We start from the raw sequence: 26,991 nt of genomic DNA, 5'->3' as shown, positions 1-26,991 counted from the left end.
CCTGTCAGTTGCCCGCCCCTCCGCCGCGGGGGAAGGAGACCTCGACCCGGCGGTTCTTCTTGCGGCCCTCTTCGGTGCTGTTGTCGGAGATCGGGTACTGCTCGCCGTAGCCCCGGATCTCGAAGGTGACGTTCGGCACCTGTGTCGAGAGGACGGCCTGGACGGCGTCGGCGCGCTGTTTGGAGAGTACGTCGCCGTGGGCGGCCGAACCGAGGTTGTCGGTGAAGCCGAAGACGCGGATGCGGGTGGCGTCCTGCTTCTTGATCTCTTCCGCGATGGCGGCGATACGGGAGTTGGCCTCGCCGCTCAGCTTCGCGCTGTCCTTGCCGAAGAGGACCTCGGCCTGGAGCGCGAACTTGACGCTTGCGTTGGTGTCCTCGCGCCGCTCGTCGCCGCCCATGTCCTCGACCACGGACTTGATGTCCAGCACCCGGATGTCCCCGAGGGTGGCGCCGTCACCGAGCATCAGGCCGGGGGCGTTCTGATCGACCTTGACCGGAGGGGACGCTTCGGGGACGGCGGTGGGGTTGTCGTCGGCGGCGGCGGGGGCGATGCCCGTACCCCAGAAGGCGGTCGCGCCGAGCACCACGGCGGCGGCCAGGACGTGGACGCGGAAACGATGGGACCGGGCCTGTGGCTGGGTCTGTGGCTGGGTCTGTGGCTGGGTCTGTGGCTGGGTCCTGGTCCGGGATCGGGGGAGCTCGCGTGGGGGGCGTGTGGGTTTCATGGTGGCCGTCACCCGCTGATCTGAATGGTCGCGGTGGGCATGGTGGGGATCTGGAAGTCGACTTCGGTGGTGGTCTGGGGCGGGGCCGGGAACTGGGCGAAGAACGTCGCTGTCGTATCGGCCGCGATCCCGGCCACGAACTTGGTGCAGAGGCACCGGCCGTCCGTGTCGCGCAGGATCAGGTACCGCTTCTTTCCCGCCTGATCCACCAAGGAAGAACCGGCCAGAGAGGCACCGTTGCTCAGGAGTTCCCGTTCACTTCCCTGCCAGCCGGGGGCAGTGAAGTTCCGCTTCGATCCGTTCTTCACACTGCCCTTCACCGTGACGAACCCGCCCGCGTCACGTTTGGCCGAGTTGACGACGAGTTCGATACCGTCGCCGTTCTTGATCGTGGCCAGGACCTCGGAATCGTCGCTCTCCGTTGCCGGTGCCTTGTTCTTCTTGTCGGCGACCGTCGGGGACTGCTCTGCCTTGCTGTCGGCCTTGTCCTTTCCGTCATCGCCTCCACAAGCTGTCAGCACGACAGCCATGGCTACGGCGGTGGCGACCGCAGCAGTCGCCTTGAGGCGAGTCCGGGTCGTGGCTGCACGCATGGGCGCGTTCCTCTCGATGTCGTTCACTTACTCGTCGGCCAGATGGACGGAGAACAGATCTGCCAGGACCGGTAGGTCGGCAAGGTGCTTCGGATCGACGTCGAAGCTGCCGCGATCACACGTGATCTTGTACATGTGGTCGTCCTCTCCGTCCTTTCCGTCCTCGTCGTCACCGTCGTCCGGTCCGCCCCCGCCGCCGTCTCCGGCCGTCGGTGTCGGGGTGGGGGTCGGCGCCGGGCCTTCTTCAATGCGGCAAAGAGGTTCGATCACCGCTCTGGCCGTTGCCTTCGCTCGCTTCGTGTTCGTGCCTTCGATCACCGAGTCACCGACTGTGGTATCGGTCTCCACGGTGACGGTGTAGGACACGTACGGCTGGTAACCCCGTTCGCAACTGATACCTGTGGCACCGTTCCTCGCGGCGAGGGCGTCGGCCTGGCCGCAGGAATCCGCCTCCTCCACACCCTGGCCGTCCAACAGATCCGTCCACGCGTCGAGGTCAAAGGTTCCGGGCCAGCGGAGTCCGTCGCGCGTGTCCAGCGCTGCGGCGAGAGCGGCGGCGTCCGCGGCGGTCTGGGCCTCGTTCTTCTTCATCGATGCCTGACCGACGGCGAAATACGCGAAGGCGAGAAAAAGCAGACCTGCCACCACGACGATGTAGATGGGGTAAGCCTGCCCCGCCTCACGCGCATGGCAGCGGACTGCTATCAGCCACCCGTGATGCTGTTGATCTGGTTCTGGATCGCACCGGCGATGGCGCTTCCGAAGTTCGTCTGCATCAACACCAGGATGATCGCCACCACGACCACGATGATCCCCATGTACTCGACCGCGCCCTGCCCCCGGTCGGCCCGGTGCCTCATCGCTTCGGCCGTGGTGTTCGCCCAGGTCCTGGCGTTGATCGAAGCCTTCAGCATCCGGTCCCTCATGGTGTGCCCCTCCCGGTCCGGCCGGCCGCGGGCCGGCCGACGCGTGCGTCTCTGTGGCGGTGCCGCTCGCGGCGCGAGCAACGTATGTCCGTCGGTCGCACCGCCCGGAGGGTCCCTGGGCCCAATTCCGGGCCCAAAGACCGCGCCGGACCCGCCGTCCGCCCTGTCTACCCACGGCCCCTCGCCCCCACTCCACCCGGTCCGGTGATCGGGGTGGTGCCGAGCCAGCGGGCGATCGCCTCGCTACGGCTGGCGCTGTGCAGCTTGCCGAAGATCCGGTTGATGTGGTTCTTGACGGTCTTCTCGCTGATGAAACAGGTGGCGGCGATTTGCTGGTTGCTCATCCCCGACGCGATCAGATCCATGACCTCCACCTCCCTCGAACTCAGCCCGGAAGAGCGCCCATTGGCGACACGAGCCGATGCCCCGTCAGTCGCTGACTGTGCCACAGCGGGTTGCAGATGCGAAAGACCTCGCGAGGCGTCGTGGCCTCCGCGCGGCAGGTCGTCCGCCGGCTGTGCCGCGCCCAGGCCCTCCGGGAGCCGTTGGCCCGGCGGGGGCGGGGTACGGCGGACCTCGGCGAGGAGTGCGTTCGTCGCGGTGGCGGTGAGGTGGGGGCGGCCGCGTTTCGTGTCGTGCACGGCCTCCACCAGCTGGTCGGCCGTGAACTCCCCGTGCACCAGATAGCCGCACGCGCCCCGGCGCAGCGCCTCGTGGACGATGTCGCTCTCCCGGCTGTACGTCAGCATCATCACGGGGGCGATCCGCGTGAGGTGCGGCAGCGCGGACAGGCCGTCCACACCCGGCATCCGTACGTCGAGCAGGACCACGTCGGGGCGGAGCCGTACCGTCGCGTCGTACGCCTCACGGCCGTCGGCCACCGCCGCGACCACGTCGAGATCGTCCCGGTCCGAGAGCAGGGCGGTGAGCCCGGCCCTGACCACCGGGTTGTCGTCGGCGACGACCACCCGCAGCGGGGCGTGGTCCGGGAGAGAGTCAGGGGCGGACGCGGACGCGTCGGGAGGCGGGGGCGCGGGTAAGGGTGGGGGTCGCAGCGGGGCGGGCGCCTCGGGGGTCGACGGTGTTCCGGGCGTCGGCAGTCTCCCGGGTGTCGGCGGGGTTCCGGGTGTCGGCAGTCTCCCGGGTGTCGGCGGGGTTCCGGGGGTCGGCAGGGTATTGGGCCGTTCGGGTCGCCGCGTGGGCCGCGCGGCCGCGTGGAAGGTCTCGTTCGGCATTCGGCGGCCTCCTCTCAAGGGTGGTCGGGGCGTCACGGGGATATGGGGGGGAGGGATCGGGGAGCGCCGGGTCGTTGTCATGGGGGCCGTCCGCCCTGCGGTGGCATGGTGATGGCCGCCATGGGCAGTTCCACCAGGATCTCGGTTCCGGTGGCCCCGCCCTTGCCGATCCGGATGCGGGCGCCGATCGACGCGGCGCGTTCCGCCATGCCGACCAGGCCGAAGTGGCCCGTACGCCGAAGGCCGTCGAGCGTCAGGCCCTCGGGCAGGCCGGTCCCGTCGTCGCGTACGCCGACCCGCAGTACACCACCCGGGCCACCCGTACCCCCTGCGCCCCCCGCGATCTCCGCGTCGTCCGCCACCCCCGCCAGGACCACCACCCGGTCGGCGCCCGCGTGCCGGTGGACGTTCTCCATCGCCTCGGCGACGACCGCCAGCAGTTGGCGGGCGACGGCCTGCGGGACCGGTGGCAGCGGCGCCCCGCCCAGCGGGCGGAGTTCGGCGGTCAGACCGTGGACGCGGGTGAAGTCACCCGTACGGCAGCGCAGTTCGGCCAGCAGGTCCACCCCGCCGTCCAGTCCCGACTCGCGGCGCAGGTCGGAGAGGAGTTCGCGGGACTCGGCAGCCGCGCGGCGGGCGGATCTGGCGACCAGTTCGGCCCGGTCCCGGACCGCGAGCGGGTCCATCCGGTACGCCGTCCCGGCCAGGCCGTCGGCCGCCAGGGCCAGGCCGTGCAGGGTCTTCGCCACGGAGTCGTGCATCTCCCGGGCCAGCCGGGCGCGTTCCTCCTCGACCGCCTCGCTGACGGCGAGCCGGGCGCGGGTCTCGTTGAGCGCCTGGCTCGCCGCGCCGACCCGGAGCAGCAGATCACGCAGGGCGACGCCGACCGCGCCGGCCAGCACGCAGAAACCGGGCAGCAGCAGGGAGTTGGCGAGGGTGGCGTGGGTACGGTCGTGGGCGGCGCCGTACGCGGCGGCCAGGATCAGGCACTCCACCGCCGCGAACACGCCCGCCCCGCGCCAGCCGTAGAGCAGCCCCGCGAGCAGCGGGGTGCAGACGACGGCGTATCCGACGCTCGAATCCGGGGTGGCGGTGAACAGGAGCAGCGCGCCGAAGAGGGTGTCCACGGCCAGCAGCACGGGGTGGCGGAGCAGCAGCGGGCCGAAGCGTTCCCAGTCGCGGTAGAGGGCGTACGAGCCGACGATCGTGACCAGTACCGCCGAGGCCACCAGCCAGGCCGCAGCTCCCCTGGCCGTGTTGTCCAGCGCCATCGGGGTGCCGATCGCGATCATCGCCAGCCGGAACAGGAACACCTGACGGGCCAGTGCCTGGAGGGCGTTGACCTGGATGGAGACCGTGGGCGCCGGGCCCTCGGGGGTGCTCGGCGCGTTGGGCGGGGGCGGTGAGGAGGGCGGGGCCGACGGCGAGGGCGGCGGGGAGGCCGGTGGGCCCGCCCGGCGGGGGATGGGCATCGGCGGGTCACTCCCCCGTCAGGGAACCGAGGTCCGTGCCCGATCCGAGGAGCATCGCCGCGCCCATCAGGATCACGGTTGCCGGGACCATGAAGGTGGTGACCATGAGGGTGGCCTTGGGGATGGCCTTGGCGGCCTTGCGCCGGGCGTTCTGGGCGTCCGTACGGCGCATGTCCGCGGCGATCGCGATCAGTGTGTCGACGATCGGCGCGCCCAGTTCCTCGCCCTGCTGGAGGGCGGTGACGAACATGGCGACCTGCTCCGAGTCGTTGCGTCTGCGCAGTTCGTCGAAGGCCCGGCGGCGGCTGACTCCCATGTCCATCTGGCGCAGGGTGATGCGCAGTTCGTCGGCCCAGGGGCCCTGGTACTTCTCCGCGACCCGGTCGAGTGCCTGCCGGAAGCCGAGTCCGGCGGAGACGACGACGGCGAGCACGTCCAGGAAGTCCGGGAGGGTGCGTTCGATGTCGTCCTTGCGTTTGCGGACGGCCGCCCAGATGCCGACCTCGCCCCAGAAGAGGCCGAACGCCACCATCAGCAGGGCGAGCAGGATCTGTCCCTTGGTGAGCATGGCGAAGGCGGCGAGCGCGCCGAGCGCGCCGTAGACGGCGCGGCGGGCGGCGTAACGGTCGATGGTCAGGCCGCCGGGGTTGCCCGCCAGGTCGATCCTGCGGCGTTTCTCGGCGACCCGTTTCGGGCCCATCAGGCGCAGCACCAGGGGCGCCCAGCGCATCCCGAGCCGGTCGATGCCGGAGCCGACCGCGGTGGTGCGGGTGGAGCCGACCTCCAGGGCGAGGGCCAGGTCGCCGGGGAGTTCGGTCTCCGCGCGGTACATCCGGACGCCCTTGAAGACGCCGAACACGGCGAGGCCGGCGAGCAGGGAGAGCAGCAGAGTCATGCCGGGCCTCCTCCTCAGATGTCGATCTTGGAAATGCGGCGGATGGCGATGAAGCCGAGGGCGTACAGGGTCAGGGCGACGACGACGGCGGCCTGACCCGCGAACGTTCCGGTCATCCGGTCGAGGGCGCCCGGGACGATCGAGTTGACCAGCAGCATCGCGCCGACGCCGATGGCAGGTACGGCGTACGCGGTCGTGTTGACCTGGGAGAGCTGGGTGCGGACCTCGCGGCGGGTCTCCTTGCGCTCCTCCAGTGTCCTGGTGAGGTTGCGCAGCGAGGAGACGACCTGGCCGCCCGCCCGGTTGGAGAGGATCAGGGTGGAGACCAGGACGACGAGTTCGCGGGAGGGCAGCCGGTCGGCCAGCTCGCCGAGGGCGTCGTCGAGGGTGCGTCCGACGGCGAGCTGGTCGGCGACGATCCGCAGCTCGTCCCCGGCCGGGGCGTCCAGTTCGTCGGCGGCCATCGCGATGGAGGTGCGCAGCGCGAGCCCGGCGTGGGTGGCGTTGGCCAGGACCCGGGAAATCTCCGGGAGCTGGTTGATGAACGCCTCGGTGCGTTTGGCGCGGTGCCAGTTGAGGAAGGTGTTGGCCGCCCAGATCGCGGCGAGGCCGGCGAGCGGACCGAAGAAGGCGGCCAGCGCGGACGAGGCGACCAGCCACAGCACCACGACCGCGGACAGCACGTAGACGACGTACTCACCGGTGCTGATCCGGAGGCCGGTCGCGGACAGCCGCCGGTCGATCCGTCGGCCGAACGCGGTACGGCGCAGCCGTCCGTCGAGGGCGTGGAAGCGCCGGCGGGGTCCTCCCGGCGGCAGTTCGCCGGCCGCCGAGAGCCGGTCGACGAGCGCGTCCCGCTGGGCCTTGCCGGAGGCGTACGTCTGGAGCCCGACGACGGCGAGCACACAGCACAGCAGGGTGACGCCGATGGTCAGGAGCACGAGCTTTTCCATGGCTGGACTACCTACCTGGCCTCTCGGGTGGCGAGATGTTCGTCGGTCGGGGCGACTCCGAACGCCTGCGGTACGGCCTGGCCGGACATGAACAGCCGGTCCGCGACGCGGCGCGGGAGCGGGAAGTACCGGAACGCGCCGTGGATCACGCCGTCGGCGGTCATCGGCCGGGCGTCGTAGCGGGCCACGGTGGTCAGCCGGTACGGGTCGCGGCCGTGCGAGTCGAGCGTGGCGATCTCGGTGACCTTGCGGGCGCCGTCGGCGTGCCGGGTCAGCTGGACGATGACGTCCACCGCGCTGTTGATCTGGTCGTGCAGCGCCTCGAACGGGATCTTGACCTCGGACATCGAGGCGAGCGTCTGGAGCCGCATCAGCGCGTCCTCGGCACTGTTGGCGTGGACGGTGGCGAGCGAGCCGTCGTGCCCGGTCGACATCGCCTGGAGCATGTCGAGCGATTCGCCGCCGCGGACCTCACCGACGACGATCCGGTCGGGGCGCATGCGCAGCGAGTTGCGGACCAGGTCGCGGATGGTGACCTGGCCCTTGCCCTCGACGTTCGCCGGGCGGGACTCCAGCCGGATCACATGGTTCTGCTGGAGCTGGAGTTCGGCCGAGTCCTCGATGGTCACGATGCGTTCGCCCTCCGGGATCAGTCCGGAGAGCGCGTTGAGGAGGGTGGTCTTGCCGGTGCCGGTGGCCCCGGACACGATCACGTTGTGCTTGGACCGGACGAGCCCGGCGAGCAGGACCAGCATCTGTTCGTCGAGCGATCCGAAGCCGATCATCTCCCGGAGCGTGTACGCCTGCGGGAAGCGGCGGATCGTGAGCGTGGCGCCGGTGAGCGAGAGCGGCGGGATGATCACGTTGACGCGCTCGCCGCTGGGCAGCCGGGCGTCGACCATCGGATTGGCCTCGTCGACCCGGCGGTTGACGGTGGAGACGATGCGCTCGATGGTCTGCATCAGCTGTTCGTGGCTGGCGAACCGGAGCGGCAACTGCTCGACCCGGCCGCCGCGTTCGACGAAGATCTGGTCCGGTCCGTTGACCATGATCTCGGTGACGGACGCGTCTTCGAGGAGCGGTTCGAGCACGCCGAGGCCGAGGGCCTCGTCGACGACCCGGCGGATCAGCTGGGCGCGTTCGGCGGTCGAGAGGACCGGGCCCTCCCGGCTGATGATGTGGCCGAGGACACGCTCCAGACGGGTCCTGCGGTCGGCCGCGGCGAGCGAGGACATCTCGGCGAGGTCGATCTCCTCAAGGAGCTTGGAGCGGTACGTGGCGACCAGGTGGCCGTCCTCTCGTCCGCCTCCGTTCTCCTCGGGGGCGGTGATGCGTGCCCGCAGACTCATGGGCGTACTCCTCGCTTCGGGCGGTACCCGGCCGGGTGGTCGGTCGTGGCGGCGGCCGGCCGGGTGGTGGTCGGTCGTGGCGGCCGGCCGGGCCGGGTGCTGTTCAGTCGTGGCGGACGGATCGGTCGCTCGGCATGGTGGCGGACTTCGTGACGGAGGGGTGCAGCCCCGGGAACAGCGAGGGGACGTCGACCGTCACGGTCACGGTGACCGCGTCGCCGCCGCCCACGCTGAACGTCGCCCCGTCCGCCAGCCACCCGCTCATGGACGACGTGCCGACGCGCGCGTACTGCCCCGCGGTCTCCTGCTGCGACGCCGTACGGGCCGCCGCGCGGGCCGCCGTCCCCGCCTGCTGCGCCGTGTAGGCGACCAGGCCGAGCTGGATTCCGGCGAGGCCGATGAGGAGGAGTACGGGGAGGAAGCCGAGGTACTCGATGGCGGTCGAGCCCCGGTCGCACCCGGTGCCCCGGCCCCACCCGGTGCCCCGGCCGCATCCCGCGCCCCGGCCGTGCCCCGCGCCCCGGCCCCACCCGGTGCCCCGGCCGCGCTCCGGGGCACGGCCCGGTGCCCCTGCCCGTACGCGTCCTCGGAGCCGGGCCCGCGCCCGTGGTTCCCGTGCCGACATGAGTACCCGGGCCCGCTCCGGAAGCCGTACCCGTACCCGTGCCCGTACCCCTGCTGCCCGTACCCGTGGTGTCATCGCCCGTCACCTGTCTTCCCGGGCCGCCCCGGCGACACCGCGCACCGGAATGGGGAGGTCCGCGAAGCCGGGGAAGAGGATGGGCGCCTTCAGCGTGACCGTCACCCTGACCATGTCGGAGTCGCCTCCGCCGCAGTCGACGGCGCCGCCCTCCCAGGCACCGGGCAGCCGGTCGGCGACGGCCTCCGCGCACGCCCCCGCCCCCTTCACCGCCGCCGCGTGCACGCCCGCGTCGGCCGCGCTGCCGGCCAGCGTGTAGGTGTAGCCGAGCAGCACCATCTGCCAGAGCAGGGCGAGCGTCAGCAGGATGATCGGCACCATGCCGGTGAACTCGACGATCACCTGCCCCCGGTCGCCGCGGGCCCGCCCGCCACGCGCGCCGTCCGTGTCCGGACGGCGTAACGCGGCTCTCCTCCGGGTGCGCATCGGGTATCAGCCCTCCCCGCTGTTTCCGCCGCCGCGCCGCCGACGTCCGCCGGCGGAGCCCCTGTCGCCGCGCGACCTGCCGCGCTGCTGCGGACCCTGCGGAGTCTTCACCAGCCCGAGCTCCCCCGCCAGACCCCAGAGCGCCTGCTTGACCGCCGAGCGGGCGTCGAGTTCGTGCATCCGGCCCGCGTCGACGGCGGCCTGCAGCTCCTTGAAGTTCGCCGGGACGGTGGTGGCCGCCATCCGGGCGCCGGTGATCCGCTGGATCAGCTGCGGCTGGATCTCGGTGTTCCGGTTGTGCCGGTTGACCACCGTGAGGGTGTCCTCCGCCTTCCGTATCTGGAGCCGGTCCCACATCCGTACGACCCGCTTGGCGCCCCGCACCGCGATCACGTCCGGGGTGGTCACCAGCACGGCGACGTCGGCCATCTCCACGGCGGTCGCGTTCGCCCCGTGCATCTGGCTGCCGCAGTCGATCACCACCACCTCGTACCGTGTGCGCAGCGCGCCCACGATCTGGCGGGCCGCCCGGTCCGTGACCTCCTCGCCGCGCTCGCCGTCGGCGGGGGCGAGGAGGAGGGCGAGCCCGCTCTCGTGGCTGAAGACGGCGTCGGACAGCACCCGGGGCGAGATGTCGGTGATCGCCGCCAGGTCGGCGACCGAGCGCCGGAACTGCACGTCGAGGTACGCGGCGACGTCTCCGGTCTGGAGGTCCATGTCGACCAGGGCCGTGGACCGGCCGGACGTCTGGGCGGCCAGCGCGAGGTGGACGGCGGTGAGTGTGGTGCCCACCCCGCCCTTGGCGCCGGTGACCGTGACGACCGTGCCGCCGGGCCCGGCGAGGACGTCGCTCCCGGCGCCCAGATGGCGGCGCACCCCGACCGACCACTGGGCGGCGGCCTGGACGCGGTTGACCAGTTCCTCGTAACCCAGCGGCAGGGTCGCGATGCCCCGGGCGCCCGAGTCCATGGCGGCGGAGAAGAGCGCGGGGCTCGCGTCGGAGGTCATCAGGACCACCCCGACGGCGGGGAAGCGCAGTGACACCTCCCGGATGAGCTCCAGGGCGGGCGCGGGTCCGATCCGCTCGTGGACCAGTACGACCTCCGGCAGCTCGTCCAGCGAGTCCGCGGCCAGCCGCGCGAGCGTGTCGAGGAGGTGCGTCGAGTCCGGGACCGGGGCCGCGGGCTCCACGTCGGGCAGCTGGCTGAGGAGGGTCGTGACGGACCGGACGGCGTCGGGATCACCGACGGCCGGGAGAATCCTGGTGGCCATCCGGCCTCACTTGTCCTTGTCGAGCGTGTAGGTGCGGTCGCCCGGCCGGATCGTCCCGGCGTCGCCGGGCGCGACGAGCGCCAGCCGGACGTGCTCCGCGAAGGATTCGGCGTACGCGATGCGCTGGGTGTCCAGGGTGTTGAGCGCGAAGGTGATCGGCACCGCCTCGGTGGCCGCCCGGCCCGACCGGTTGTCGCGGTCCGGCTCCAGGGCGGTCAGCGTGCCGACGTTCAGCACTCTGGCGTTGGCGACGATGACCTTGGACTGCGGGGCGTCGCCGTCCTTCTTGCCGGCGAAGGTGGCATACACGTTCACCTTGGCGCCGGGGGTGATCTTGCCCGCCACGCCGGTCGCCGCGTCGATCATGATGGCGATCTCCTGCTCGCCCGCCTTGAGTTGCGGTCGGGCCTCCATCATGTCGCGCTGCATCAGCGAACCCTTGCGCAGCTGGGTGACGGCGATCTTCCCCCGTACGTCGGCGAGGTCGGTGACGGCGTTCGTGGAGAGCCAGCGCTTCGGCATCGTGATCTTCTCGAACTGGCCGGACGTCAGGTCGGTGTAGGGCGCCACGTCCCGCTTCAGCCGATACGCCGCGACCTCGGGGCCGACCTTGGAGTCGGCGTCGCTGATCACCGAGAGCACGCCGACGAAGGCCCCGACGGCGCACAGGACGGAGAGGAGCAGGAGTATCACGCCGCGGCGCTGGCGGGAGTTCATGGGCCGGACAACCTCGTTCGATTCGGTGGCGTGGGCGGGGGACGACGGGCGAGGGGCGGTGGACGGCGGGCGACCGGTCCCGGAAGTACCGGAGGGCCGGGGCGCGGGCGGTGTGCGGGGCACGGGACCGGCCCGTGGGGAGCGGTCCCCCGCGGACGAGGGGCGGCGCTCCGCCCGTTCAGGGCCCCGGGGACGCGGGCGCTCTTCGTGGCAGCGCCCCCCTGCCTCGGGGGGCGCGGTACTCGGCGGGGGGCAGGGGGGAGCAGCAGAAGCCGCAGCGGTCGCCGATGAGTTCGATGCCGCACCAGTGGCACCGCTCGCGCCGCACCGAGGCGACCAGTTGGTGCAGCACGGAGATGTCCGGGAGATGCGCGGCGAACTCCACGAGCCGCCCGGTCCCCCACCAGCGGGCGGACTCCGCGGGCAGCGCGGTCTCGTGGACCGCCTGGACCTGCCAGGCGGGGGCCAGGGTCGTGGTCACCCAGTCGGACTGGGCCTGTCCCCTGGCGATCAGCAGATGCGTCCCGTACTCGGGACCGGTGAGGGGGGCGGCGTCCGGCCCGACCTTGACGAGTTGCGGGTCCGGGCCCGCGAGTACGGCGAACTGGGCTCCCGGTAACCAGGACTTGGCGTGTGCCTTGAGGCCGACGGGGACCCGGTCCAGCTTGCTGACCGAGTTGAGGACGGCGCCCGCGTGGATGTAGTGCGAGAGCAGCCGGGCGGCGGTCGCCACCACGCCGGGGCCGAAGTCGCAGAGCGAGAGCTGGCGCAACTGGCGTACCAGCAGGGCCACTCCGAGCGGTGGCAGATCACTGCGGATGAGGGCGATGCGGTCGCTCTCCAGGATGGCGCGGACGGCGTGCAGTCTGTTCCGGGTGGCGGCCGGCACGGACGACGGGCAGACGACGACCACATGCCCCTGCCGCTCCAGGAGGACCGTCATCTCGGTGAGCGCCACATCCAGCCGCTGCTCGTCGGGCGACCCGAACACGGCTGCGGTCGGTGTGTGCTGGTCCGTCGGCGGGAGCACCAGGTCCGCACTCGTGACCGCGATCGCTGTCGGCACTCTGGTCACCCCGTTCACGCCGGTCTCCGGTGGCCCGGTGACCGCAGATCGCTGACTACACCGCGCGGTTGCATCAGCACTTTAGCCACGCAAAACCGACCGGAGAACACCCCTCCGCTGATCACACTATTTAGCCGACACACCATCACACATCAAATCCGGACACGGTGGACGCACGGAACACCCTTCGCGTGAACCCGTGCCCGCCCCATGATGACCACAGGACCGGTCATGCCGGAGGCACATTCCACACACCTGCCCCGATGGGATGAACCACCCGCCGAATCCGGTGAATCCGACGATCCCCGCCAATCCGCCGAATCCGGCGGAGGGCGGCGCGAAGTGACGCCCGAGCGCGCCGGAGCACGGAGCCGGGAGGCCCCCGAACACGTACGGAGCGGAGCGAATCGCCCGCAGCGCGACGCGCGTGGACCGGCACCCGGCGACGCCCCCGGCCCGGGACCCGCCCGACCGATCGTTGTCAGAGGTCTTGACAACTCGATTGGTCTGGACCAGTTTATCGGCCAGCGGTGGCCACCGTTCATCACCTCCATACCCCCACGTACTCCCCCGGACCGTCCCCCAGCCCCGCCGTTCCCCCGCCTTTCCCCAGCTCTTCCCCCCAGTCACGGCCACGGCCGCGGTCACAGCCCCGGCCGCGGCCGGAGCCACACCCCCAGCCACACCCGCAGCACCCCCCACTCCACCCCGCCCTACCCCCAACTCCCCCCGGAGGCAGCAAGTGGAACGCTCAGCAGGCAGCAGCCGCAAAAGACGTCAGAACCGGCCCCTCCTCGGTGGTGCCATGGCCGTCGTCGCGGCCGGCGCGCTGACGGTCACCGGGCTCACCGGCATCGCCCAGGCCGCCGATGTGAACAACGCCCAGAACGCGGGCTTCGAGTCCGGGCTCGCCAACTGGACCTGTTCCGCGGGCTCCGGCACCATCGTCTCCTCCCCCGTGCACGGCGGCACCTCGGCGCTCAAGGCCACTCCGGGCGGCATGGACACCGCCCAGTGCGTGCAGACCGTCGCGGTACAGCCCAACTCGACGTACAGCCTCAGCTCCTGGGTGCAGGGCGGGTACGCGTACATCGGCGCGACCGGCACCGGCACCACCGACGTGTCGACCTGGACCCCCGGCTCCAGCTCCTGGACCCAGCTCCAGACCAGCTTCAAGACCGGCGCGAGCACGAAGTCCGTGCAGATCTACACGCACGGCTGGTACGGCCAGGCGGCCTACCTCGTCGACGACGTCAGCGTGACCGGCCCCGACGGCGGTGGCGGCACCGGCCCCGGTCCCGGCACCCAGATCCCCGGCGCCCCGGCCGGCCTCGCGGTGGGCACGACCACCACCTCCTCGGTGGCGCTGTCCTGGAACGCGGTCTCCGGTGCGACCGGCTACACCGTCTACAAGGACGGCGCCAAGGCCACCACGACGACCGGTACCTCCGCGACCGTCTCGAACCTGGCCGCCGACACCGCGTACTCCTTCTCGGTGAGCGCCACCAACAGCGCCGGCGAGTCCGTCAAGTCCGCGGCCGTCAACGGCCGTACGGCCAAGGAGAACGGCCCCGGCCCCGGCATCCCGTCCACCTCCGTGCCGAAGCACGCGGTGACCGGCTACTGGCAGAACTTCAACAACGGCGCGACCGTCCAGAAGATCAGCGACGTGCCCGCGAACTACGACATCATCGCGGTCTCCTTCGCGGACGCCACGTCCACGCCGGGCGCGGTCACCTTCAACCTGGACACGGCAGGCCTGAACGGCTACACCGTCGACCAGTTCAAGGCCGACATCAAGGCGAAGCAGGCGGCCGGGAAGAACGTCATCATCTCGGTCGGCGGTGAGAAGGGGACCGTCTCGATCAACAGCGAGGCGTCCGCCAACAACTTCGCGAACTCGCTCTACTCGGTGATGCAGGAGTACGGCTTCAACGGTGTCGACATCGACCTGGAGAACGGCCTGAACTCCACCTACATGACGAAGGCGCTCCGCTCGCTGTCGCAGAAGGCGGGCTCCGGCCTCGTCATCACGATGGCGCCGCAGACCATCGACATGCAGTCGACCGGCGGCGAGTACTTCAAGACGGCGCTCAACATCAAGGACATCCTGACCGTCGTCAACATGCAGTACTACAACAGCGGCGCGATGCTCGGCTGTGACGGCAAGGTCTACTCGCAGGGTTCGGTGGACTTCCTCACCGCGCTCGCCTGCATCCAGCTCGAAGGCGGCCTCGACCCGTCGCAGGTCGGCCTCGGTCTCCCCGCCTCCCCGAGCGGCGCCGGTGGCGGCTACGTCTCCCCGTCGATCGTGAACTCGGCGCTGGACTGCCTGGCCAAGGGCACCAGCTGCGGCAACTTCAAGCCCGCGAAGACGTACCCGAACATCCGCGGCGCGATGACCTGGTCGACCAACTGGGACGCCAAGTCGGGCAACGCCTGGTCCAACGCGGTCGGCCCGCACGTCCACGGCCTGCCGTAACCACCACCGCACCACGGGGTCCAGCACCCCTCACCACCAGCAGCGCCGCCGCTCCCCCGGCGGCGCTGCCGTGTGTACGGGACCGGTCGGCGGCCCCGCGCCTCCCACAGGCGCGCGCGAGGCCGCCGGGCCCCGGTCCTGACCTCAGATCACCAGGCTGAGCAGTGCCGCGACGGCGAAGCCGGCCACCGAGAGGACCGTCTCCAGCACGGTCCAGGACTTCAGGGTGTCGCGTTCGGAGATGCCGAAGTACTTCGCGACCATCCAGAAGCCGCCGTCGTTGACGTGCGAGGCGAAGATCGAGCCCGCCGAGATCGCCATGATGATCAGCGCGAGGTGGGCCTGCGAGAGGTCCTGGCCCTCGACCAGCGGTACGACGATGCCCGCCGTGGTGACGATCGCGACGGTCGCCGAGCCCTGGGCGACCCGCAGCACCACGGAGATCAGCCAGGCGAGCAGGATGACCGGCAGTCCGACGTCGTTGAACGTGTCGGCGAGCGCGTCCGCGATGCCACTGCCCTTGAGCACGGCGCCGAAGATGCCGCCCGCGCCCACCACCAGCAGGATGTTGCCGACGGGCTTCAGGGACGACGTGGAGACCGATTCCAGCGACTTGCGGGACCAGCCCCGGCGGATGCCGAGCAGGTAGTACGCGAGGAGCAGCGCGATGGTCAGGGCGACGAACGGGTTGCCGAAGAACTCGACGACGCTGCGGAGCGTGGACGGGTCCAGGGCGATGGAGGAGAACGTCGCGGCGAGGATCAGGACCAGCGGGGTACCGATGATGGCGAGCACCGTGGAGAGCGCGACGGGCTCCTCGCGGGGCGTGACGCCCGCCGCGCGCTGTTCCGCGACGACGGCGGCCTTGGCCTCGGCGGCGGCCTCGACCATGTCCTGCGGGACCTCGACGAAAATCCGCTTGCCGATCCAGGCGGCGTACGCCCAGGCGGCGAGGACGGACGGCAGACCGACGACGGCGCCCATCAGGATGACCCAGCCGAGCGAGACGTGGAAGAGCCCCGCGGCGGCGACCGGTCCGGGGTGCGGCGGCAGGAACGCGTGGGTCATGGAGAGCCCGGCCAGCAGCGGCATGGCGTACAGCAGAATCGATTTCCCGGAGCGCTTGGCCGCCGCGTAGACGATCGGCGCGAGGACGAAGATGCCGACGTCGAAGAAGACCGGGATGCCGAAGATCAGACCGGTCAGGCCCATGGCGAGCGGGGCGCGCTTCTCCCCGAAGAGGTTGAGCAGCCGGGCGCTCAGCACCTCGGCGCCGCCGGAGACCTCCAGGATCGCGCCGAGCATGGTGCCGAGGCCGATGATGATCGCCACATGGCCGAGGATGCCGCCCATGCCGGACTCGATGACGGAGACGGCGGCGGACTTCTGGACCGTGCCGAAGAGTTCGGTGACGGAGAGACCGGCGCCGAGGCCGACGGCTATGGAGACGGCGAGCAGCGCGACGAACGGCTGGAGCCGGACCTTGATGATCAGGTGGAGGAGGAGTGCGATACCGAGGGCGGCGACGGTCAGCAGACCGGCGGTGCCGTCGATCAGGAGCAGCAGTCCACCGGTGTGCGGTGGCGCCCCGGGTGCGGGTGCGGCGAGCGGCATGGCGGGTAACTCCCTTGTTACCGGGGGTTTTCGGGCAGGGCGGAGCCCGGCACGGCGCCCCGGTGCGGGGCGCCGTGCCGGGCCGCGTGGTGACGCGGTGGAGCGGGTGGGGTGGGTACCGCGGGTGGGGCAAGGGATCAGCCGAGGACGGCCAGCGCGTCGATCTCGATGAGCAGGCCCTTGGGCAGGCCGACATAGACCGTCGTACGGGCGGCGGGGGCCTCCTTGAGGCCCTGCTCGCCGAAGTACGCGTTGTAGATCTCGTTCATCTCGGCGAAGTGGTCGACGTCGGTGAGGTAGACGCGCATCATCATCACGTCGTCCCAGCTCGCGCCGCCCTCCTCCAGGATCGCCTTGACGTTGGCGAAGGTCTGGAGGGTCTGCTCGCGCAGGGTCGGGCCCGCCGGGGTGGGGGCCTGGCCCTCGACGGCGGGCAGGAAGCCGACCTGTCCGGCGACCTGGAGGATGTTCCCCTTGCGGACGCCGTGCGAGAACCTGGCGGGCGGGGTGGTGTGGGTGCTGGGGGTGAGCGCGGTCTTCTCGGTCATGGGGATTCCTTCTGGCGTTTCGGGTTCTTCGGGTTCTTCGGGTCCGGGAGCGCGGTCTTCGCTTCGGGCACGACCGCGCCCGAGTACTCCCGGCTGATGGCGTCGGCGGTGCGGCGCACCAGCGGGAGGAGGGTGAGGAGTTCCTCGGCGGTGACGACGACGTTCGGCGCGGACACCGACATGGCGGCGACGACCCGGCCGTCGGCCCCGTAAATGGGGGCGCCGACACAGTTGATGGACTCCTCGTGACCACCGAGGTCGGTGGCCCAGCCCTGTTCGCGCACGCCTGCCAGCTCCTTGAGGAAGGCACCGGCGTGCGGGGTCGAACGGGACGTGAACATGGGGTAGTCGAGCTTTTCGGCGATGGCCCGCCGTTCCGGCTCGGGAAGGTCGGCCAGCAGCAGTTTCGCGACGGCGGCGACGGTGATCGCGACGGGCTTGCCGATCCGCGAGTACATCCGGACCGGGTAGCGGCTCTCGACCTTGTCGATGTACAGGACCTCCTGCTCCTCGTACACGGCGAGGTGGACGGTGTGTCCGCACCGCGCGTTCAGCTCGACGAGGTGCGGGTGGGCGATCTCGCGCACATCGAGGTTCTCGACGGCCTCCTGGGCGAGCGAGAAGAGGCGGGCGCCGAGGCGGTAGCGGTTGTCCTGCTGGCGGTAGACGAGACCGTGCTCGTGGAGCGTGCGCAGCAGGCGCAGCGCCGTGGACTTGTGCACGCCGAGCCGGTCGGCGACCTGGCCGAGGTCGGCGGGGCCCTGGGCGAGCAGCGGCAGGATGCTGAGTGCCCGGTCGACGGTCTGGCTCATGTCTGGGGTACCTCCTCGTCAGCCTGGTCGGCTGCCGTCCAGCCGGGGCCGAGACGAAGTCTCCCCCAGGCGGTGTCGTCGAGTGCGGCCAGGCGGTCGGCGTGCGCGCGCAGCGGCGGCCGGGCGAGGTCGCCGGGGACGGTGAGAACGGCGGCGGCCATGAGGTGACCGTGCCGGGCGCGGTCGCGGACGGGCAGTCCGCGCAGGGTGGCGGAGAGGAATCCGGCGGCGAAGGCGTCGCCCGCGCCGACGGGGGCGACGACGTCGACGTGGAGTGCGGGGACGGTGGTGACGATGTCGGGGGCGGGGCCGGGCGGGACCTCCCCGTACCGGACGTCCTCGGACGGGACCTCACCGTGCCCGGCCTCCCCGTGCCCGGCCTGGGGCGGGACCTCCCCGGACCAGGCGTCCTCGTGCCGGGCGTCCTCGTGCCGGGCATCCCCGGCGGCCGACGCGGACCGGACCTCCCCGTGCCCGGCCTCCCCGGACCGGACCACCCCGGGTCGGGCCTTCTCGGCGCCCACCGCGTCCCCGGCCTCTCCGGCCGGCGCGAGCCGGGAGAACACCGTCGCCCCCTCCGCCCCCCGCTTGACCACCAGGACCTCGGGCTCCGGCAGTGCCGCCCGGACCGCGTCCGGACCGTGCACGTCCCACACCTGCGCCGCCTCGTCCTCGCCGACGAAGACGAGGTCGCAGCGGCGGGCGAGGTCGAGCAGTACCCCGGGGCCGGTGTCGCGGCCCCGCCAGAGCCCCGGCCGGTGGTTGACGTCGAAGGAGAGCAGCGGGCGGCCGGGCCGGGGCGCGGTGAGGTCGCGCAGCAGTTCCAGGCAGTTGGCGGACAGCGCTGCCGTGATCCCGGACAGGTGCAGCACCCGGCCGCCCAGCAGGTCCGGGTACGGGACGTTGGCCGGGCCCATCGCGGAGGCGGCCGAGCCCGCCCGGTAGTAGGCGACCTCATGGGTCTCGGTGGCCCGGTCGGTGGCCGTACGGAAGTAGATGCCGGTGGGCCGGGCCGCGTCGCGCCGCACGGCGGAGACGTCGACCCCGTATCCGGCGATGGCGTCCACGAGGTGGTCGCCGAAGCCGTCGGAGCCGACCCGGCCGACCCACTTCACCCGGTGTCCGGCGGCGGCGAGTGCGCAGGCGACGTTGGACTCGGCGCCGCCGATCCCCCGGTGGAAGGCGGGCACGTCGGCGAGGCGTCCGGGCCGCGAGGGCAGGAACGTCACCATGGACTCACCGAGGCAGACGACGTCCACCGGCCCGGCGTCCCCGTCGGGGCCGTCGGCCCGGGAGGCGGTCTCCGGGCCGAAGGGGCTCTCGACACCGGCCGTCCCGTCGATATCGGCGGTCCTGGCTGCGGGTCCGGACACTCTGGGCTCCTCGCTGGTCAGTGTCAGCGCCGGCTCTCACCATTGACCCGGCGTCGGCTCGGATGTTAGACAGCGTAAAGCGATATGCGCAATGAGTGTTGCATATGATGCAACGACTATCTTCGAGGAGGCTCCCTTGGCTGCCGACGACGCCATCTCGACCGCCGTCCGGAAGCTCGCGGACGAGCGGGTCGACCACCGCTTCAAGGCGCTGCCGCCCGACGCGGAGGGCCTGACCGTGGGCGCGCTCGCCGCCGAGCGCCGCTCCCTCTTCACGGGCGGCTTCACCACCCCGGTGCTCGCCCTCTCCGCCGAGTCGATCGAGCACAACCTCGCCCTCCTGGAGACGTACACGCGCAGCCATGGCCTCACCTTCGCCCCGCACGGCAAGACCTCCATGGCCCCGCAGCTCTTCGCCCGTCAGCTGGAGCACGGTGCCTGGGGCATCACCGCCGCCGTCCCCCACCAGGTGCGGGTCTACCGGGCGTACGGCATCCGGCGGATCTTCCTCGCCAACGAACTGGTCGACCCGGCCGCGCTGCACTGGCTCGCCCGTGAGCTGGACGCCGACCCGGACTTCCACTTTCTCTGTTACGTCGACTCGGTGGACGGCGTGGCGCTGATGGACGTGGCGCTGCGCGCGGCGGGCGCCTCCCGCCCGGTGGACGTCGTCGTGGAGCTGGGCGCCGGCGAAGGGGCGCGCACCGGAGCCCGTACCGAGGCCGACTGCGCGGCGGTCGCCGACGCGGTGGCCGCGACCGGGACCCTGCGGCTGGTCGGTGTCGCCGGTTACGAGGGCGAGGTCCCGGACGCCACCGCGGACCGGGTGCGGACCTGGCTGCGCCGGCTCGTGGCGCTGGCCGCCGACTTCGACGCGGCGGGCCGGTTCGACGCCCTTCCGCCGGAGGAGACGATCGTGATCAGCGCGGGCGGCAGCGCCTGGTTCGACGCGGTCGCCGAGGTCTTCCCGGAGATCCCCGACCTCTCTCACCCGGTACTGAAGCTGCTGCGCTCCGGCGCGTACATCTCGCACGACGACGGCCACTACCGCCACCTCACCCCGTTCAACCGGGTCCCCGAGGAGGGCGCCCTCCAGCCGTCCTTCCGGCTCTGGGCCCAGGTCGTCTCGCGCCCCTCGTCCGAGCAGGCGTTCGTCAACGCGGGCAAGCGCGACGCGGCGTACGACCTCGATCTGCCGGTGGCTCAGGTGGTGCGGTCCGGGCGGGACGGTACGGAGCGCCCCGCGACCGGCATCACCGTCACGGGCCTCTCCGACCAGCACGGCTGGCTGAGCACCACGGCGGAAGCGGAGCTGGAGGTGGGCGACTGGGTCGGCATGGGCCTGTCCCATCCGTGCACCTCCTTCGACAAGTGGCAGCTGATCCCCCTCGTGCGGGCGGACGGCACGGTCACGGACTACATCCGCACCTTCTTCTGAGCGACCCGGCACCCGCCGGCACCCGCCCCTTCACCCGGGACGCGACGCCCCGGACACCCCCTCACCGAGAGGCCCGGTCACCCGCCATGGATCTCGTCATTCGCGACGCCCGCGTCATCGACGGCACCGGCAGCCCGTCGTACCGCGCCGATGTCGGCGTCACCGACGGCCGGATCACCGAGATCCACGGTGAGGGGACCGGCCACGGCCCCCGCCCTACCGCCCGCCGCGTCCTGGACGCCGACGGTCTCGCGCTCTCCCCCGGCTTCGTCGACATGCACGCCCACAGCGACCTGGCCCTCCTGCGCGACCCGGACCACAGCGCGAAGGCCGCCCAGGGCGTCACCCTCGAAGTCCTCGGCCAGGACGGTCTGTCGTACGCCCCCGTCGACGACCGCACCCTCGACGAGGTCCGCCGCTCCATCGCCGGGTGGAACGGCGGCGCCCCCGGCGACACCGGCGTCGACTTCGACTGGCGCACGGTCGGCGGCTACCTCGACCGGCTCGACCGCAACTTCGGCGGCGAGGGCATCGCCGTCAACGCCGCCTACCTCGTCCCGCAGGGCACGGTCCGGATGTACGCGGTCGGCTGGGAGGACCGCCCGGCGACCGAGGCCGAGCTGACCCGGATGAGGGAACTGGTCGCGCGGGGCATGGCCGAGGGCGCGGTCGGCATGTCCTCCGGCCTGACGTACACCCCGGGCATGTACGCGAACGACTCCGAACTCACCGAACTGTGCCGCGTGGTGGCCGGGTACGGCGGCTACTACTGCCCGCACCACCGGTCGTACGGGGCCGGGGCGCTCGGCGCGTACGAGGAGATGGTGGAGCTGACCCGTAACGCCGGCTGCGCGCTCCATCTCGCCCACGCCACCATGAACTTCGGCGTGAACGAGGGAAGGGCGCCCGAGCTGCTGTCCCTGCTCGACGCGGCGCTGGACGCGGGCGCCGACATCTCCCTCGACACGTACCCGTACACCCCCGGCTGCACGACGCTCGTGGCGATGCTGCCCAGCTGGGCGAGCGAGGGCGGCCCCTCGGCGGTGCTGGCCCGGCTGGCGGACGACGTGACGGCGGAGAGGGTCCGGCACCATCTGGAGGTCGTCGGCTCGGACGGCTGCCACGGGGTGCCGATCGAGTGGGACACCATCGAGATCTCCGGCGTCGGCGCCCCGGCCCTGGCCGGACACGTCGGCCGTACGGTGGCGGAGACGGCCCGGCTGCGCGGCGAGGAGCCCTGGGCGACGGCCAGGCGGCTGCTGATCGAGGACCGGCTCGGCTCGACCATCCTCCAGCACGTGGGCCACGAGGAGAACGTCCGGCAGATCATGCGGCACCGGGTGCACACGGGCGGCAGCGACGGCATCCTCCAGGGCGACAAACCGCATCCGCGCGCGTACGGCACCTTCCCGCAGTACCTCGGCCGGTACGTGCGGGAGCTGGGCGTCCTGACGCTGGAGGAGTGCGTCGCCCACCTCACCTCCCGCCCGGCCGCCCGGCTGCGCCTGCCCGACCGGGGCCAGGTCCGCGAGGGCTACCGCGCCGACCTGGTCCTCTTCGACCCGGCGACGGTGGCGGCGGGCTCGACGTTCGACGCCCCGCGCACCCTGCCGGTGGGCATCCCGCACGTCCTGATCGACGGCCGTTTCGTCATCGAGGACGGCCGCCGGACCTCGGTCCTGGCGGGCCGGGCGGTCCGCAGGACCGACGTCTGAGGACCAACGCCTGAGGACCGAGATCTGAGGGCGCCGCCGCCCTGTGGCGCCCCCTCTGCTGCCGCTGCGGCGCTCCCGCTCCGGTCTGCCGGGAGAGGACGCACGGCAGCGCCGTGCTACCCATGAACGGGTCTCACGGCGCTGCGGTTGTGGAACGTGTGCTGGTGGAACTCGACTACCAGCGGTACCAGCGGCCCCGGCCGGAGCCTGTGCCCGGTCGGATGATGAAGCCGAGCACCCACACGATCAACACGATGATGGCGATCCACCAAAGTGCCTTGAGAGCGAATCCGGCGCCGAAAAGGATCAGCGCGAGCAGAAGAACGAGTAGCAGTGGACCCATTGTTATCAACCTCCAGGCCATCACGTGCCCCCACCCGGCGCTCCCACACCTACGAGTTTTTACATGTCCGGTTCATCATCCCCCTTCCGCATCGTCGCGCCCGCTTCCCGTATCGCGGTTTCTTCCCCTCCCGCTCGTTCCGCGCCCGCGGGCGCCCGAGGGCCGGCGGGCGGGACGGAGGTTTGGAGCTGCGGGAAACGGCCAGACGGTTGGACACGGACCTCATGCTTTTCCGGCCTAGTCGATGGGAAGTGATCGGGATGACCGACAAGAACGAGAAGACCGAGGCCAAGGTCGAGCAGGCCAAGGGCAAGCTGAAGGAGACCACGGGACGCGCGGTGGGCAACGAGCGGATGACCGCCGAGGGCCGCGCCGAAGGCGCCAAGGGCGACATTCGCGAGGCCAAGGAAAAGGCGAAGGACGCTTTCAAGCACTGATCGCGATCGTTCCCAGGGCCGGGCGACGGACTTCTGTCCGTCGCCCGGCCCTTTCGCGCGCCCGCCCGGCCCGCCACGATGATCCGCGTACGCCTGGAATCGGGTGTACGGAATCGGACGCGCGGAAAGACGTACATGAAAACGCGCGCACACGGAATATCGGACAGAACACGCCGGTTTCCGGTCCCCGGTTCCTTTTCCGTTTCCGCACGCGGTCGCGGGGCAACCGGCAGCAATGAATACATCTTCGATGGCGCAGAGGGGCCAGGGGCAGGCCCGTCGGGCAGCCAACAGCTCCGTGGTCGAAGCCGGTGCGCGGGCGGGCTTCGTGGCTCGTGGAATCATCTATGTACTGGTCGGGCTGCTCGCCCTGCGCATCGCCTTCCAGGACGGCGGCGGGGGTGGAGGGGGCCAACAGGCCGACCGCGGCGGCGCGTTGTCGGAGATCTCGCAGAAGCCCTTCGGCGGGGCGGTGCTGTGGGCCCTCGGTGTCGCGCTGGTGGGCATGGCCCTGTGGCGTCTTTCCGAGGCCGCGTTCGGAGTGACCGGTCCCGACGGGAAGAAGGCGACCAAGCGACTGGCTTCGGCCGGACGCGCCGTCTTCTACGGTTTCGTCTCGTACTCCGTCCTGTCCTTCGCGGCCGGCGACAAGGACAGCGGCAGCGGTTCGAGCGACAAGCGGTCGCAGGACGTCACCGCGCGGGTCCTCGATCTGACCGGCGGAAAGTGGATCGTGGGCGTGGCGGGCGCGTTCGTCGTCGGAGCGGGTCTGTGGATCGCCGGGCGGGCGATCATGCGCACCTTCCACAAGAAGCTCCGGATGGGCGAGATGTCGCACCGGATGCGGCAGGCGGTCGACGTCGTCGGCATCTTCGGCGGCGCCTCGCGCGGAATCGTCTTCGCGGCGGCGGGCGGCTTCGCGATAGCCGCGGCCGCGAAGTACAAGTCGGGTCAGGCCAAGGGCATGGACGACACCCTGCGCTCCTTCACCGAGACACCCGCCGGGCCGTGGCTGCTGGTCGTGATCGCCATCGGGCTGAGCGCGTTCGGTCTCTTCTCCTTCGCCAACGCCCGCTGGCGCCGTACCTGACCCACCCGGCGGTTCGCGCCGCCCGGACGCACGACCGCCGCCGATGGCCCGGTGCCATCGGCGGCGGTCGTGCGCTCAGGACGCGGCAGCATCCTCATGGATCATGCGCTCAGGACGCGGCAGCGTCCTCATGGATCATGGGCTCAGGACGCGGCAGCGTCCTCATGGATCATGGGCTCAGGACGCGGCAGCGTCCTCATGGCCGTGCGCTCGGGACGCGGCAGCGTCCCCGTGGATCATGCGCTCGGCGCGGCGGTGCGCTCGACACCCACACGCCCGGGTCGCCTGCCCACCTACTACGGCTTGGGCAGGGCGCATCCGCTCCGGTTCAGGTCGATCCGGTTGCCGGGCCCGACGCACGGGACGATGCCGTACGTCTCCTGGGCGTAGTTGATGCCCTTGCGCACCGTCACCTGACCGGCCTCGTCCACCTCGCACGGGTTGTTCTCGGTGCACCGCTGACCGTCCTCGTTACCGGTGTTGTTGACGGCGACCACCTTTCCGGTCGCGTTGTCGATCACCGGGGAGCCCGACGTGCCGCCGATGGTCTGGCAGGCGGCGGTGTAGCGGACCGAGTCCTTCCAGGTCCAGGCGCCCTCCTTGAGCAGGTGGACGAACCCGTCGACGTTGCAGCCGTACGTGCGCTTCCAGTAGCCGGACACGACGGTGATCGCGGTGCCCCGCACGGGGTGCGCGGTGTTCAGCTCCAGCGCCTTGATGCCGTAGCGGCTCTCGATCTGGCTGTAGGTGCTGGTGAGCTGGTAGAGGGATATGTCGGTGTCGGTCATCGTCCCGTACGCGATCCGGTTCGCGCGCAGGGTGCCGACGCCGCTGCCCGCCGAGTTCAGCAGGGTGAAGCTGCGGCTGGACGGCTGGTTGAGGACCACTTCGCCGGGCCCGGGGAACCCGGCCTCCAGACAGTGCCCGTTGGACAGCACGAGGGCGGGGTCGCCCGGCTGTGAGCTGGGGGTGCGGACGACGGAGCCGGAACAGTTGCTGAGCGCGACGGTCCCGGCGAAGTTCACCGCCTTCGCCTTGACGGGGGCCGTGACCGGGGCCTGGGCCACGCCCGTGGACCGCTGGGCGGTCGTGGTGGCGGATGCGGGCGCTGTCGCGTCGTGGCTTGTGGCCGCGGTCGCGGGAGCCGCGCCTCCTCCGATGAGCAGGACGGCGAAGAGCGCGCCGACGAGAGGCTTCTTCATGGGGGGTCCCCTCCAGTGATGTCGTGACCGGAGTTCCTCCGGTTTTTGACATGCGCATGTTTTCGTATGGGCAGGGACCCAGCAAGGGGCGATTTCAAGCCGCCCCGCACGACCCGCACGACCCAGCGGCGCGTACGAGCGCGTGGCGCATCTCACCCGTCCGATCGCTCACGCCCGCATTCCAAGCCCCGGACCCGCCGCGACCGGCCGTTCCGACGGTGGTGAACGGTGGGCGCATTCCGATGGAAGCCGGGGCGTACCGGCCCGCCCACCCGGAGGGAGCAACCGGCGGAGCACGCCCGCGCCGCCCGCGGGACCCGGTCGTAAGCTCACTGACATGCAGGTGATCCAGTCCACGAAGCTCGCCAACGTCTGTTACGAAATCCGGGGTCCCGTCCTTGAGGAGGCGATGCGGCTGGAGGCGGCGGGCCACCGCATCCTCAAGCTCAACACCGGGAACCCGGCCGCCTTCGGCTTCGAGTGCCCGCCGGAGATCCTGGAGGACATCCTCCGCAATCTGGCCGGGGCACACGGCTACGGCGACGCGAAGGGCCTGCTGTCGGCGCGGCGCGCGGTCGTGCAGCACTACCAGACCAAGGGCGTCGAGCTGGACGTCGAGGACGTCTACCTGGGCAACGGCGTCTCCGAGCTGATCCAGATGTCCATGCAGGCGCTGCTCGACGACGGCGACGAGGTGCTGGTCCCGGCCCCGGACTATCCGCTGTGGACCGCTTCCGTGTCACTGGCCGGGGGCACGGCCGTGCACTACCGGTGCGACGAGCAGGCCGACTGGATGCCGGACCTCGACGACATCGAACGGAAGATCACCGACCGCACCAAGGCGATCGTCGTCATCAACCCCAACAACCCGACGGGCGCGGTGTACGACGACGAGATGCTGCGCGCGCTGACGGAGATCGCCCGGCGGCACAGCCTGATCGTCTGCTCCGACGAGATCTACGACCGCATCCTGTACGACGGCGCGACCCACACCCCGACCGCCGCCGTCGCGCCCGATCTGATGGTGCTGACGTTCAACGGGCTCTCGAAGAACTACCGGGTGGCCGGATACCGCTCGGGCTGGATGGCGGTCTGCGGTCCGAAAACGCACGCCACCTCGTACATCGAGGGGCTGACGATCCTGGCCAACATGCGGCTGTGCGCCAACATGCCCTCGCAGCACGCCGTCGCCACCGCGCTCGGCGGACGCCAGTCGATCGACGAGCTCGTGCTGCCGGGCGGCCGCATCCTGGAGCAGCGGGACGTGGCGTACGACCTGCTGACGCAGATCCCGGGGGTGACGTGCGTGAAGCCGAAGGGCGCGCTGTACCTCTTCCCCCGGCTGGACCCGAAGGTCTACAGGATCAAGGACGACCGGCAGATGGTCCTCGACCTGCTGCGGGCCGAGAAGATCATGGTCGTGCACGGTACGGGCTTCAACTGGCCGGAACCGGACCACTTCCGGGTCGTGACCCTGCCCTCGGCGAAGGACCTGACGGACGCCGTGGGCCGGATCGGCACCTTCCTGGACGGCTACGGCCAGCACTGACCGGACCGCCCGAGCACGTCCCACCGCCCCCGTACCCCTCTCCGTACCGCTCCTCGT

At 71.2% G+C, this 26,991-nt stretch carries 26 protein-coding genes; 6 read left to right on the top strand and 20 right to left on the bottom strand.

Translation table 11 applies throughout. The features are described 5' to 3' along the window. Positions 1-4 precede the first annotated feature (4 nt). From PZB75_RS21005 to PZB75_RS20940, 14 genes are all read right to left on the bottom strand, one after another. Positions 5-727, bottom strand: a complete 723-nt coding sequence (locus PZB75_RS21005; protein WP_275536839.1) for an OmpA family protein — start codon at positions 725-727, stop codon at positions 5-7. Between the two features lie 8 nt (positions 728-735). Continuing rightward, positions 736-1,320, bottom strand: coding sequence for a hypothetical protein (locus tag PZB75_RS21000; protein ID WP_275536838.1), 585 nt, complete (start codon positions 1,318-1,320; stop codon positions 736-738). Positions 1,321-1,347: 27 nt separating this feature from the next. Then, a complete protein-coding gene (locus PZB75_RS20995) occupies positions 1,348-1,965 on the bottom strand; it encodes a pilus assembly protein TadG-related protein (RefSeq protein ID WP_343286251.1) in 618 nt (205 codons plus the stop codon). A gap of 59 nt (positions 1,966-2,024) precedes the next feature. Further along, on the bottom strand, positions 2,025-2,234 hold the full coding sequence (locus PZB75_RS20990; protein WP_275536837.1) for a hypothetical protein: 210 nt from the start codon (positions 2,232-2,234) through the stop codon (positions 2,025-2,027). A gap of 179 nt (positions 2,235-2,413) precedes the next feature. Next, on the bottom strand, positions 2,414-3,517 hold the full coding sequence (locus PZB75_RS20985) for a response regulator transcription factor (RefSeq protein ID WP_275536836.1): 1,104 nt from the start codon (positions 3,515-3,517) through the stop codon (positions 2,414-2,416). Positions 3,518-3,558: 41 nt separating this feature from the next. After that, positions 3,559-4,953, bottom strand: coding sequence for a histidine kinase (locus tag PZB75_RS20980; protein ID WP_275536835.1), 1,395 nt, complete (start codon positions 4,951-4,953; stop codon positions 3,559-3,561). A 7-nt stretch (positions 4,954-4,960) separates the two neighbouring features. Then, the gene (locus PZB75_RS20975; protein ID WP_275536834.1) at positions 4,961-5,848 is read right to left on the bottom strand and encodes a DUF5936 domain-containing protein; all 888 of its coding nucleotides are present in this window, start codon (positions 5,846-5,848) and stop codon (positions 4,961-4,963) included. Positions 5,849-5,862: 14 nt separating this feature from the next. After that, a complete protein-coding gene (locus tag PZB75_RS20970) occupies positions 5,863-6,801 on the bottom strand; it encodes a type II secretion system F family protein (RefSeq protein ID WP_275536833.1) in 939 nt (312 codons plus the stop codon). Positions 6,802-6,812: 11 nt separating this feature from the next. Next, positions 6,813-8,150, bottom strand: coding sequence for a CpaF family protein (locus PZB75_RS20965; RefSeq protein ID WP_275536832.1), 1,338 nt, complete (start codon positions 8,148-8,150; stop codon positions 6,813-6,815). Between the two features lie 103 nt (positions 8,151-8,253). Then, positions 8,254-8,850, bottom strand: coding sequence for a TadE/TadG family type IV pilus assembly protein (locus PZB75_RS32060; protein WP_343286250.1), 597 nt, complete (start codon positions 8,848-8,850; stop codon positions 8,254-8,256). A 6-nt stretch (positions 8,851-8,856) separates the two neighbouring features. Beyond that, the gene (locus PZB75_RS20955) at positions 8,857-9,276 is read right to left on the bottom strand and encodes a TadE/TadG family type IV pilus assembly protein (protein WP_275536831.1); all 420 of its coding nucleotides are present in this window, start codon (positions 9,274-9,276) and stop codon (positions 8,857-8,859) included. Positions 9,277-9,282: 6 nt separating this feature from the next. Then, on the bottom strand, positions 9,283-10,548 hold the full coding sequence (locus tag PZB75_RS20950) for an AAA family ATPase (protein ID WP_275536830.1): 1,266 nt from the start codon (positions 10,546-10,548) through the stop codon (positions 9,283-9,285). Positions 10,549-10,554: 6 nt separating this feature from the next. Continuing rightward, positions 10,555-11,265, bottom strand: coding sequence for a Flp pilus assembly protein CpaB (gene cpaB / locus PZB75_RS20945; protein ID WP_275536829.1), 711 nt, complete (start codon positions 11,263-11,265; stop codon positions 10,555-10,557). A 178-nt stretch (positions 11,266-11,443) separates the two neighbouring features. Beyond that, on the bottom strand, positions 11,444-12,331 hold the full coding sequence (locus PZB75_RS20940; protein WP_275536828.1) for a hypothetical protein: 888 nt from the start codon (positions 12,329-12,331) through the stop codon (positions 11,444-11,446). Between the two features lie 742 nt (positions 12,332-13,073). Here PZB75_RS20940 and PZB75_RS20935 point away from each other — a divergent pair. Beyond that, positions 13,074-14,813: a glycoside hydrolase family 18 protein gene (locus PZB75_RS20935; protein WP_343286249.1), complete on the top strand. Its 1,740-nt coding sequence runs from the start codon at positions 13,074-13,076 to the stop codon at positions 14,811-14,813. Between the two features lie 144 nt (positions 14,814-14,957). On the opposite strand, the gene PZB75_RS20930 is transcribed toward PZB75_RS20935, so the two are convergent. From PZB75_RS20930 to PZB75_RS20915, 4 genes are all read right to left on the bottom strand, one after another. Beyond that, on the bottom strand, positions 14,958-16,427 hold the full coding sequence (locus tag PZB75_RS20930; RefSeq protein WP_275536827.1) for a gluconate:H+ symporter: 1,470 nt from the start codon (positions 16,425-16,427) through the stop codon (positions 14,958-14,960). A 137-nt stretch (positions 16,428-16,564) separates the two neighbouring features. Continuing rightward, a complete protein-coding gene (locus PZB75_RS20925; protein WP_275536826.1) occupies positions 16,565-16,975 on the bottom strand; it encodes a RidA family protein in 411 nt (136 codons plus the stop codon). After that, positions 16,972-17,787, bottom strand: coding sequence for an IclR family transcriptional regulator (locus PZB75_RS20920; protein WP_275536825.1), 816 nt, complete (start codon positions 17,785-17,787; stop codon positions 16,972-16,974). The genes PZB75_RS20925 and PZB75_RS20920 overlap by 4 nt, the downstream gene beginning before the upstream one ends. Next, entirely contained in the window at positions 17,784-19,046 is a 1,263-nt protein-coding gene (locus PZB75_RS20915) for a sugar kinase (RefSeq protein WP_275538795.1), read from the bottom strand. Before PZB75_RS20915 ends, PZB75_RS20920 begins: the two co-directional genes overlap by 4 nt. A gap of 205 nt (positions 19,047-19,251) precedes the next feature. On the opposite strand from PZB75_RS20915, the gene PZB75_RS20910 reads away from it, so the two are divergent. After that, a complete protein-coding gene (locus tag PZB75_RS20910; RefSeq protein ID WP_275536824.1) occupies positions 19,252-20,598 on the top strand; it encodes an alanine racemase in 1,347 nt (448 codons plus the stop codon). Positions 20,599-20,684: 86 nt separating this feature from the next. Beyond that, positions 20,685-22,313 carry a D-aminoacylase gene (locus PZB75_RS20905; RefSeq protein WP_275536823.1) on the top strand — a complete coding sequence of 543 codons (1,629 nt, stop codon included), beginning with the start codon at positions 20,685-20,687 and terminating at the stop codon, positions 22,311-22,313. 175 nt (positions 22,314-22,488) lie between these two features. Here PZB75_RS20905 and PZB75_RS20900 read toward each other — a convergent pair whose 3' ends face one another. Continuing rightward, positions 22,489-22,656, bottom strand: a complete 168-nt coding sequence (locus PZB75_RS20900) for a hydrophobic protein (protein WP_275536822.1) — start codon at positions 22,654-22,656, stop codon at positions 22,489-22,491. Positions 22,657-22,916: 260 nt separating this feature from the next. Between PZB75_RS20900 and PZB75_RS20895 the strand changes: the two genes are divergently transcribed. Together PZB75_RS20895 and PZB75_RS20890 are read left to right on the top strand one after the other, a co-directional pair. After that, the gene (locus tag PZB75_RS20895; protein WP_275536821.1) at positions 22,917-23,093 is read left to right on the top strand and encodes a CsbD family protein; all 177 of its coding nucleotides are present in this window, start codon (positions 22,917-22,919) and stop codon (positions 23,091-23,093) included. Between the two features lie 250 nt (positions 23,094-23,343). After that, positions 23,344-24,183: a DUF1206 domain-containing protein gene (locus PZB75_RS20890; protein WP_275536820.1), complete on the top strand. Its 840-nt coding sequence runs from the start codon at positions 23,344-23,346 to the stop codon at positions 24,181-24,183. A 296-nt stretch (positions 24,184-24,479) separates the two neighbouring features. Here the strand turns inward: PZB75_RS20890 and PZB75_RS20885 are convergent, their stop codons facing one another. Continuing rightward, positions 24,480-25,385, bottom strand: coding sequence for a serine protease (locus PZB75_RS20885; RefSeq protein WP_275536819.1), 906 nt, complete (start codon positions 25,383-25,385; stop codon positions 24,480-24,482). A 337-nt stretch (positions 25,386-25,722) separates the two neighbouring features. Between PZB75_RS20885 and PZB75_RS20880 the strand changes: the two genes are divergently transcribed. Further along, entirely contained in the window at positions 25,723-26,934 is a 1,212-nt protein-coding gene (locus PZB75_RS20880; protein WP_275536818.1) for a pyridoxal phosphate-dependent aminotransferase, read from the top strand. Positions 26,935-26,991 lie beyond the last annotated feature (57 nt).

It is taken from the genome of Streptomyces sp. AM 4-1-1 (assembly GCF_029167625.1).
Classification (GTDB): Bacteria; Actinomycetota; Actinomycetes; order Streptomycetales; family Streptomycetaceae; genus Streptomyces.
The sequence above is the reverse complement of the archived record's forward strand: the minus strand, read 5'-3'. Positions and strand labels throughout refer to the sequence as shown.

What these genes read in the sequence shown, in the direction of transcription:
- PZB75_RS20905 (WP_275536823.1), top strand. Translation starts at nt 20,685, where the DNA reads ATGGATCTCGTCATTCGCGACGCCCGCGTCATCGACGGCACCGGCAGC.
- cpaB (WP_275536829.1), bottom strand. Translation starts at nt 11,265, where the DNA reads ATGAACTCCCGCCAGCGCCGCGGCGTGATACTCCTGCTCCTCTCCGTC.
- PZB75_RS20920 (WP_275536825.1), bottom strand. Translation starts at nt 17,787, where the DNA reads ATGAGCCAGACCGTCGACCGGGCACTCAGCATCCTGCCGCTGCTCGCC.
- PZB75_RS20950 (WP_275536830.1), bottom strand. Translation starts at nt 10,548, where the DNA reads ATGGCCACCAGGATTCTCCCGGCCGTCGGTGATCCCGACGCCGTCCGG.
- PZB75_RS20890 (WP_275536820.1), top strand. Translation starts at nt 23,344, where the DNA reads ATGGCGCAGAGGGGCCAGGGGCAGGCCCGTCGGGCAGCCAACAGCTCC.
- PZB75_RS20970 (WP_275536833.1), bottom strand. Translation starts at nt 6,801, where the DNA reads ATGGAAAAGCTCGTGCTCCTGACCATCGGCGTCACCCTGCTGTGCTGT.
- PZB75_RS20925 (WP_275536826.1), bottom strand. Translation starts at nt 16,975, where the DNA reads ATGACCGAGAAGACCGCGCTCACCCCCAGCACCCACACCACCCCGCCC.
- PZB75_RS32060 (WP_343286250.1), bottom strand. Translation starts at nt 8,850, where the DNA reads ATGACACCACGGGTACGGGCAGCAGGGGTACGGGCACGGGTACGGGTA.
- PZB75_RS20955 (WP_275536831.1), bottom strand. Translation starts at nt 9,276, where the DNA reads ATGCGCACCCGGAGGAGAGCCGCGTTACGCCGTCCGGACACGGACGGC.
- PZB75_RS21000 (WP_275536838.1), bottom strand. Translation starts at nt 1,320, where the DNA reads ATGCGTGCAGCCACGACCCGGACTCGCCTCAAGGCGACTGCTGCGGTC.
- PZB75_RS21005 (WP_275536839.1), bottom strand. Translation starts at nt 727, where the DNA reads ATGAAACCCACACGCCCCCCACGCGAGCTCCCCCGATCCCGGACCAGG.
- PZB75_RS20885 (WP_275536819.1), bottom strand. Translation starts at nt 25,385, where the DNA reads ATGAAGAAGCCTCTCGTCGGCGCGCTCTTCGCCGTCCTGCTCATCGGA.
- PZB75_RS20895 (WP_275536821.1), top strand. Translation starts at nt 22,917, where the DNA reads ATGACCGACAAGAACGAGAAGACCGAGGCCAAGGTCGAGCAGGCCAAG.
- PZB75_RS20910 (WP_275536824.1), top strand. Translation starts at nt 19,252, where the DNA reads ATGAGTGTTGCATATGATGCAACGACTATCTTCGAGGAGGCTCCCTTG.
- PZB75_RS20965 (WP_275536832.1), bottom strand. Translation starts at nt 8,150, where the DNA reads ATGAGTCTGCGGGCACGCATCACCGCCCCCGAGGAGAACGGAGGCGGA.
- PZB75_RS20975 (WP_275536834.1), bottom strand. Translation starts at nt 5,848, where the DNA reads ATGACTCTGCTGCTCTCCCTGCTCGCCGGCCTCGCCGTGTTCGGCGTC.
- PZB75_RS20930 (WP_275536827.1), bottom strand. Translation starts at nt 16,427, where the DNA reads ATGCCGCTCGCCGCACCCGCACCCGGGGCGCCACCGCACACCGGTGGA.
- PZB75_RS20980 (WP_275536835.1), bottom strand. Translation starts at nt 4,953, where the DNA reads ATGCCCATCCCCCGCCGGGCGGGCCCACCGGCCTCCCCGCCGCCCTCG.
- PZB75_RS20900 (WP_275536822.1), bottom strand. Translation starts at nt 22,656, where the DNA reads ATGGGTCCACTGCTACTCGTTCTTCTGCTCGCGCTGATCCTTTTCGGC.
- PZB75_RS20990 (WP_275536837.1), bottom strand. Translation starts at nt 2,234, where the DNA reads ATGCTGAAGGCTTCGATCAACGCCAGGACCTGGGCGAACACCACGGCC.
- PZB75_RS20880 (WP_275536818.1), top strand. Translation starts at nt 25,723, where the DNA reads ATGCAGGTGATCCAGTCCACGAAGCTCGCCAACGTCTGTTACGAAATC.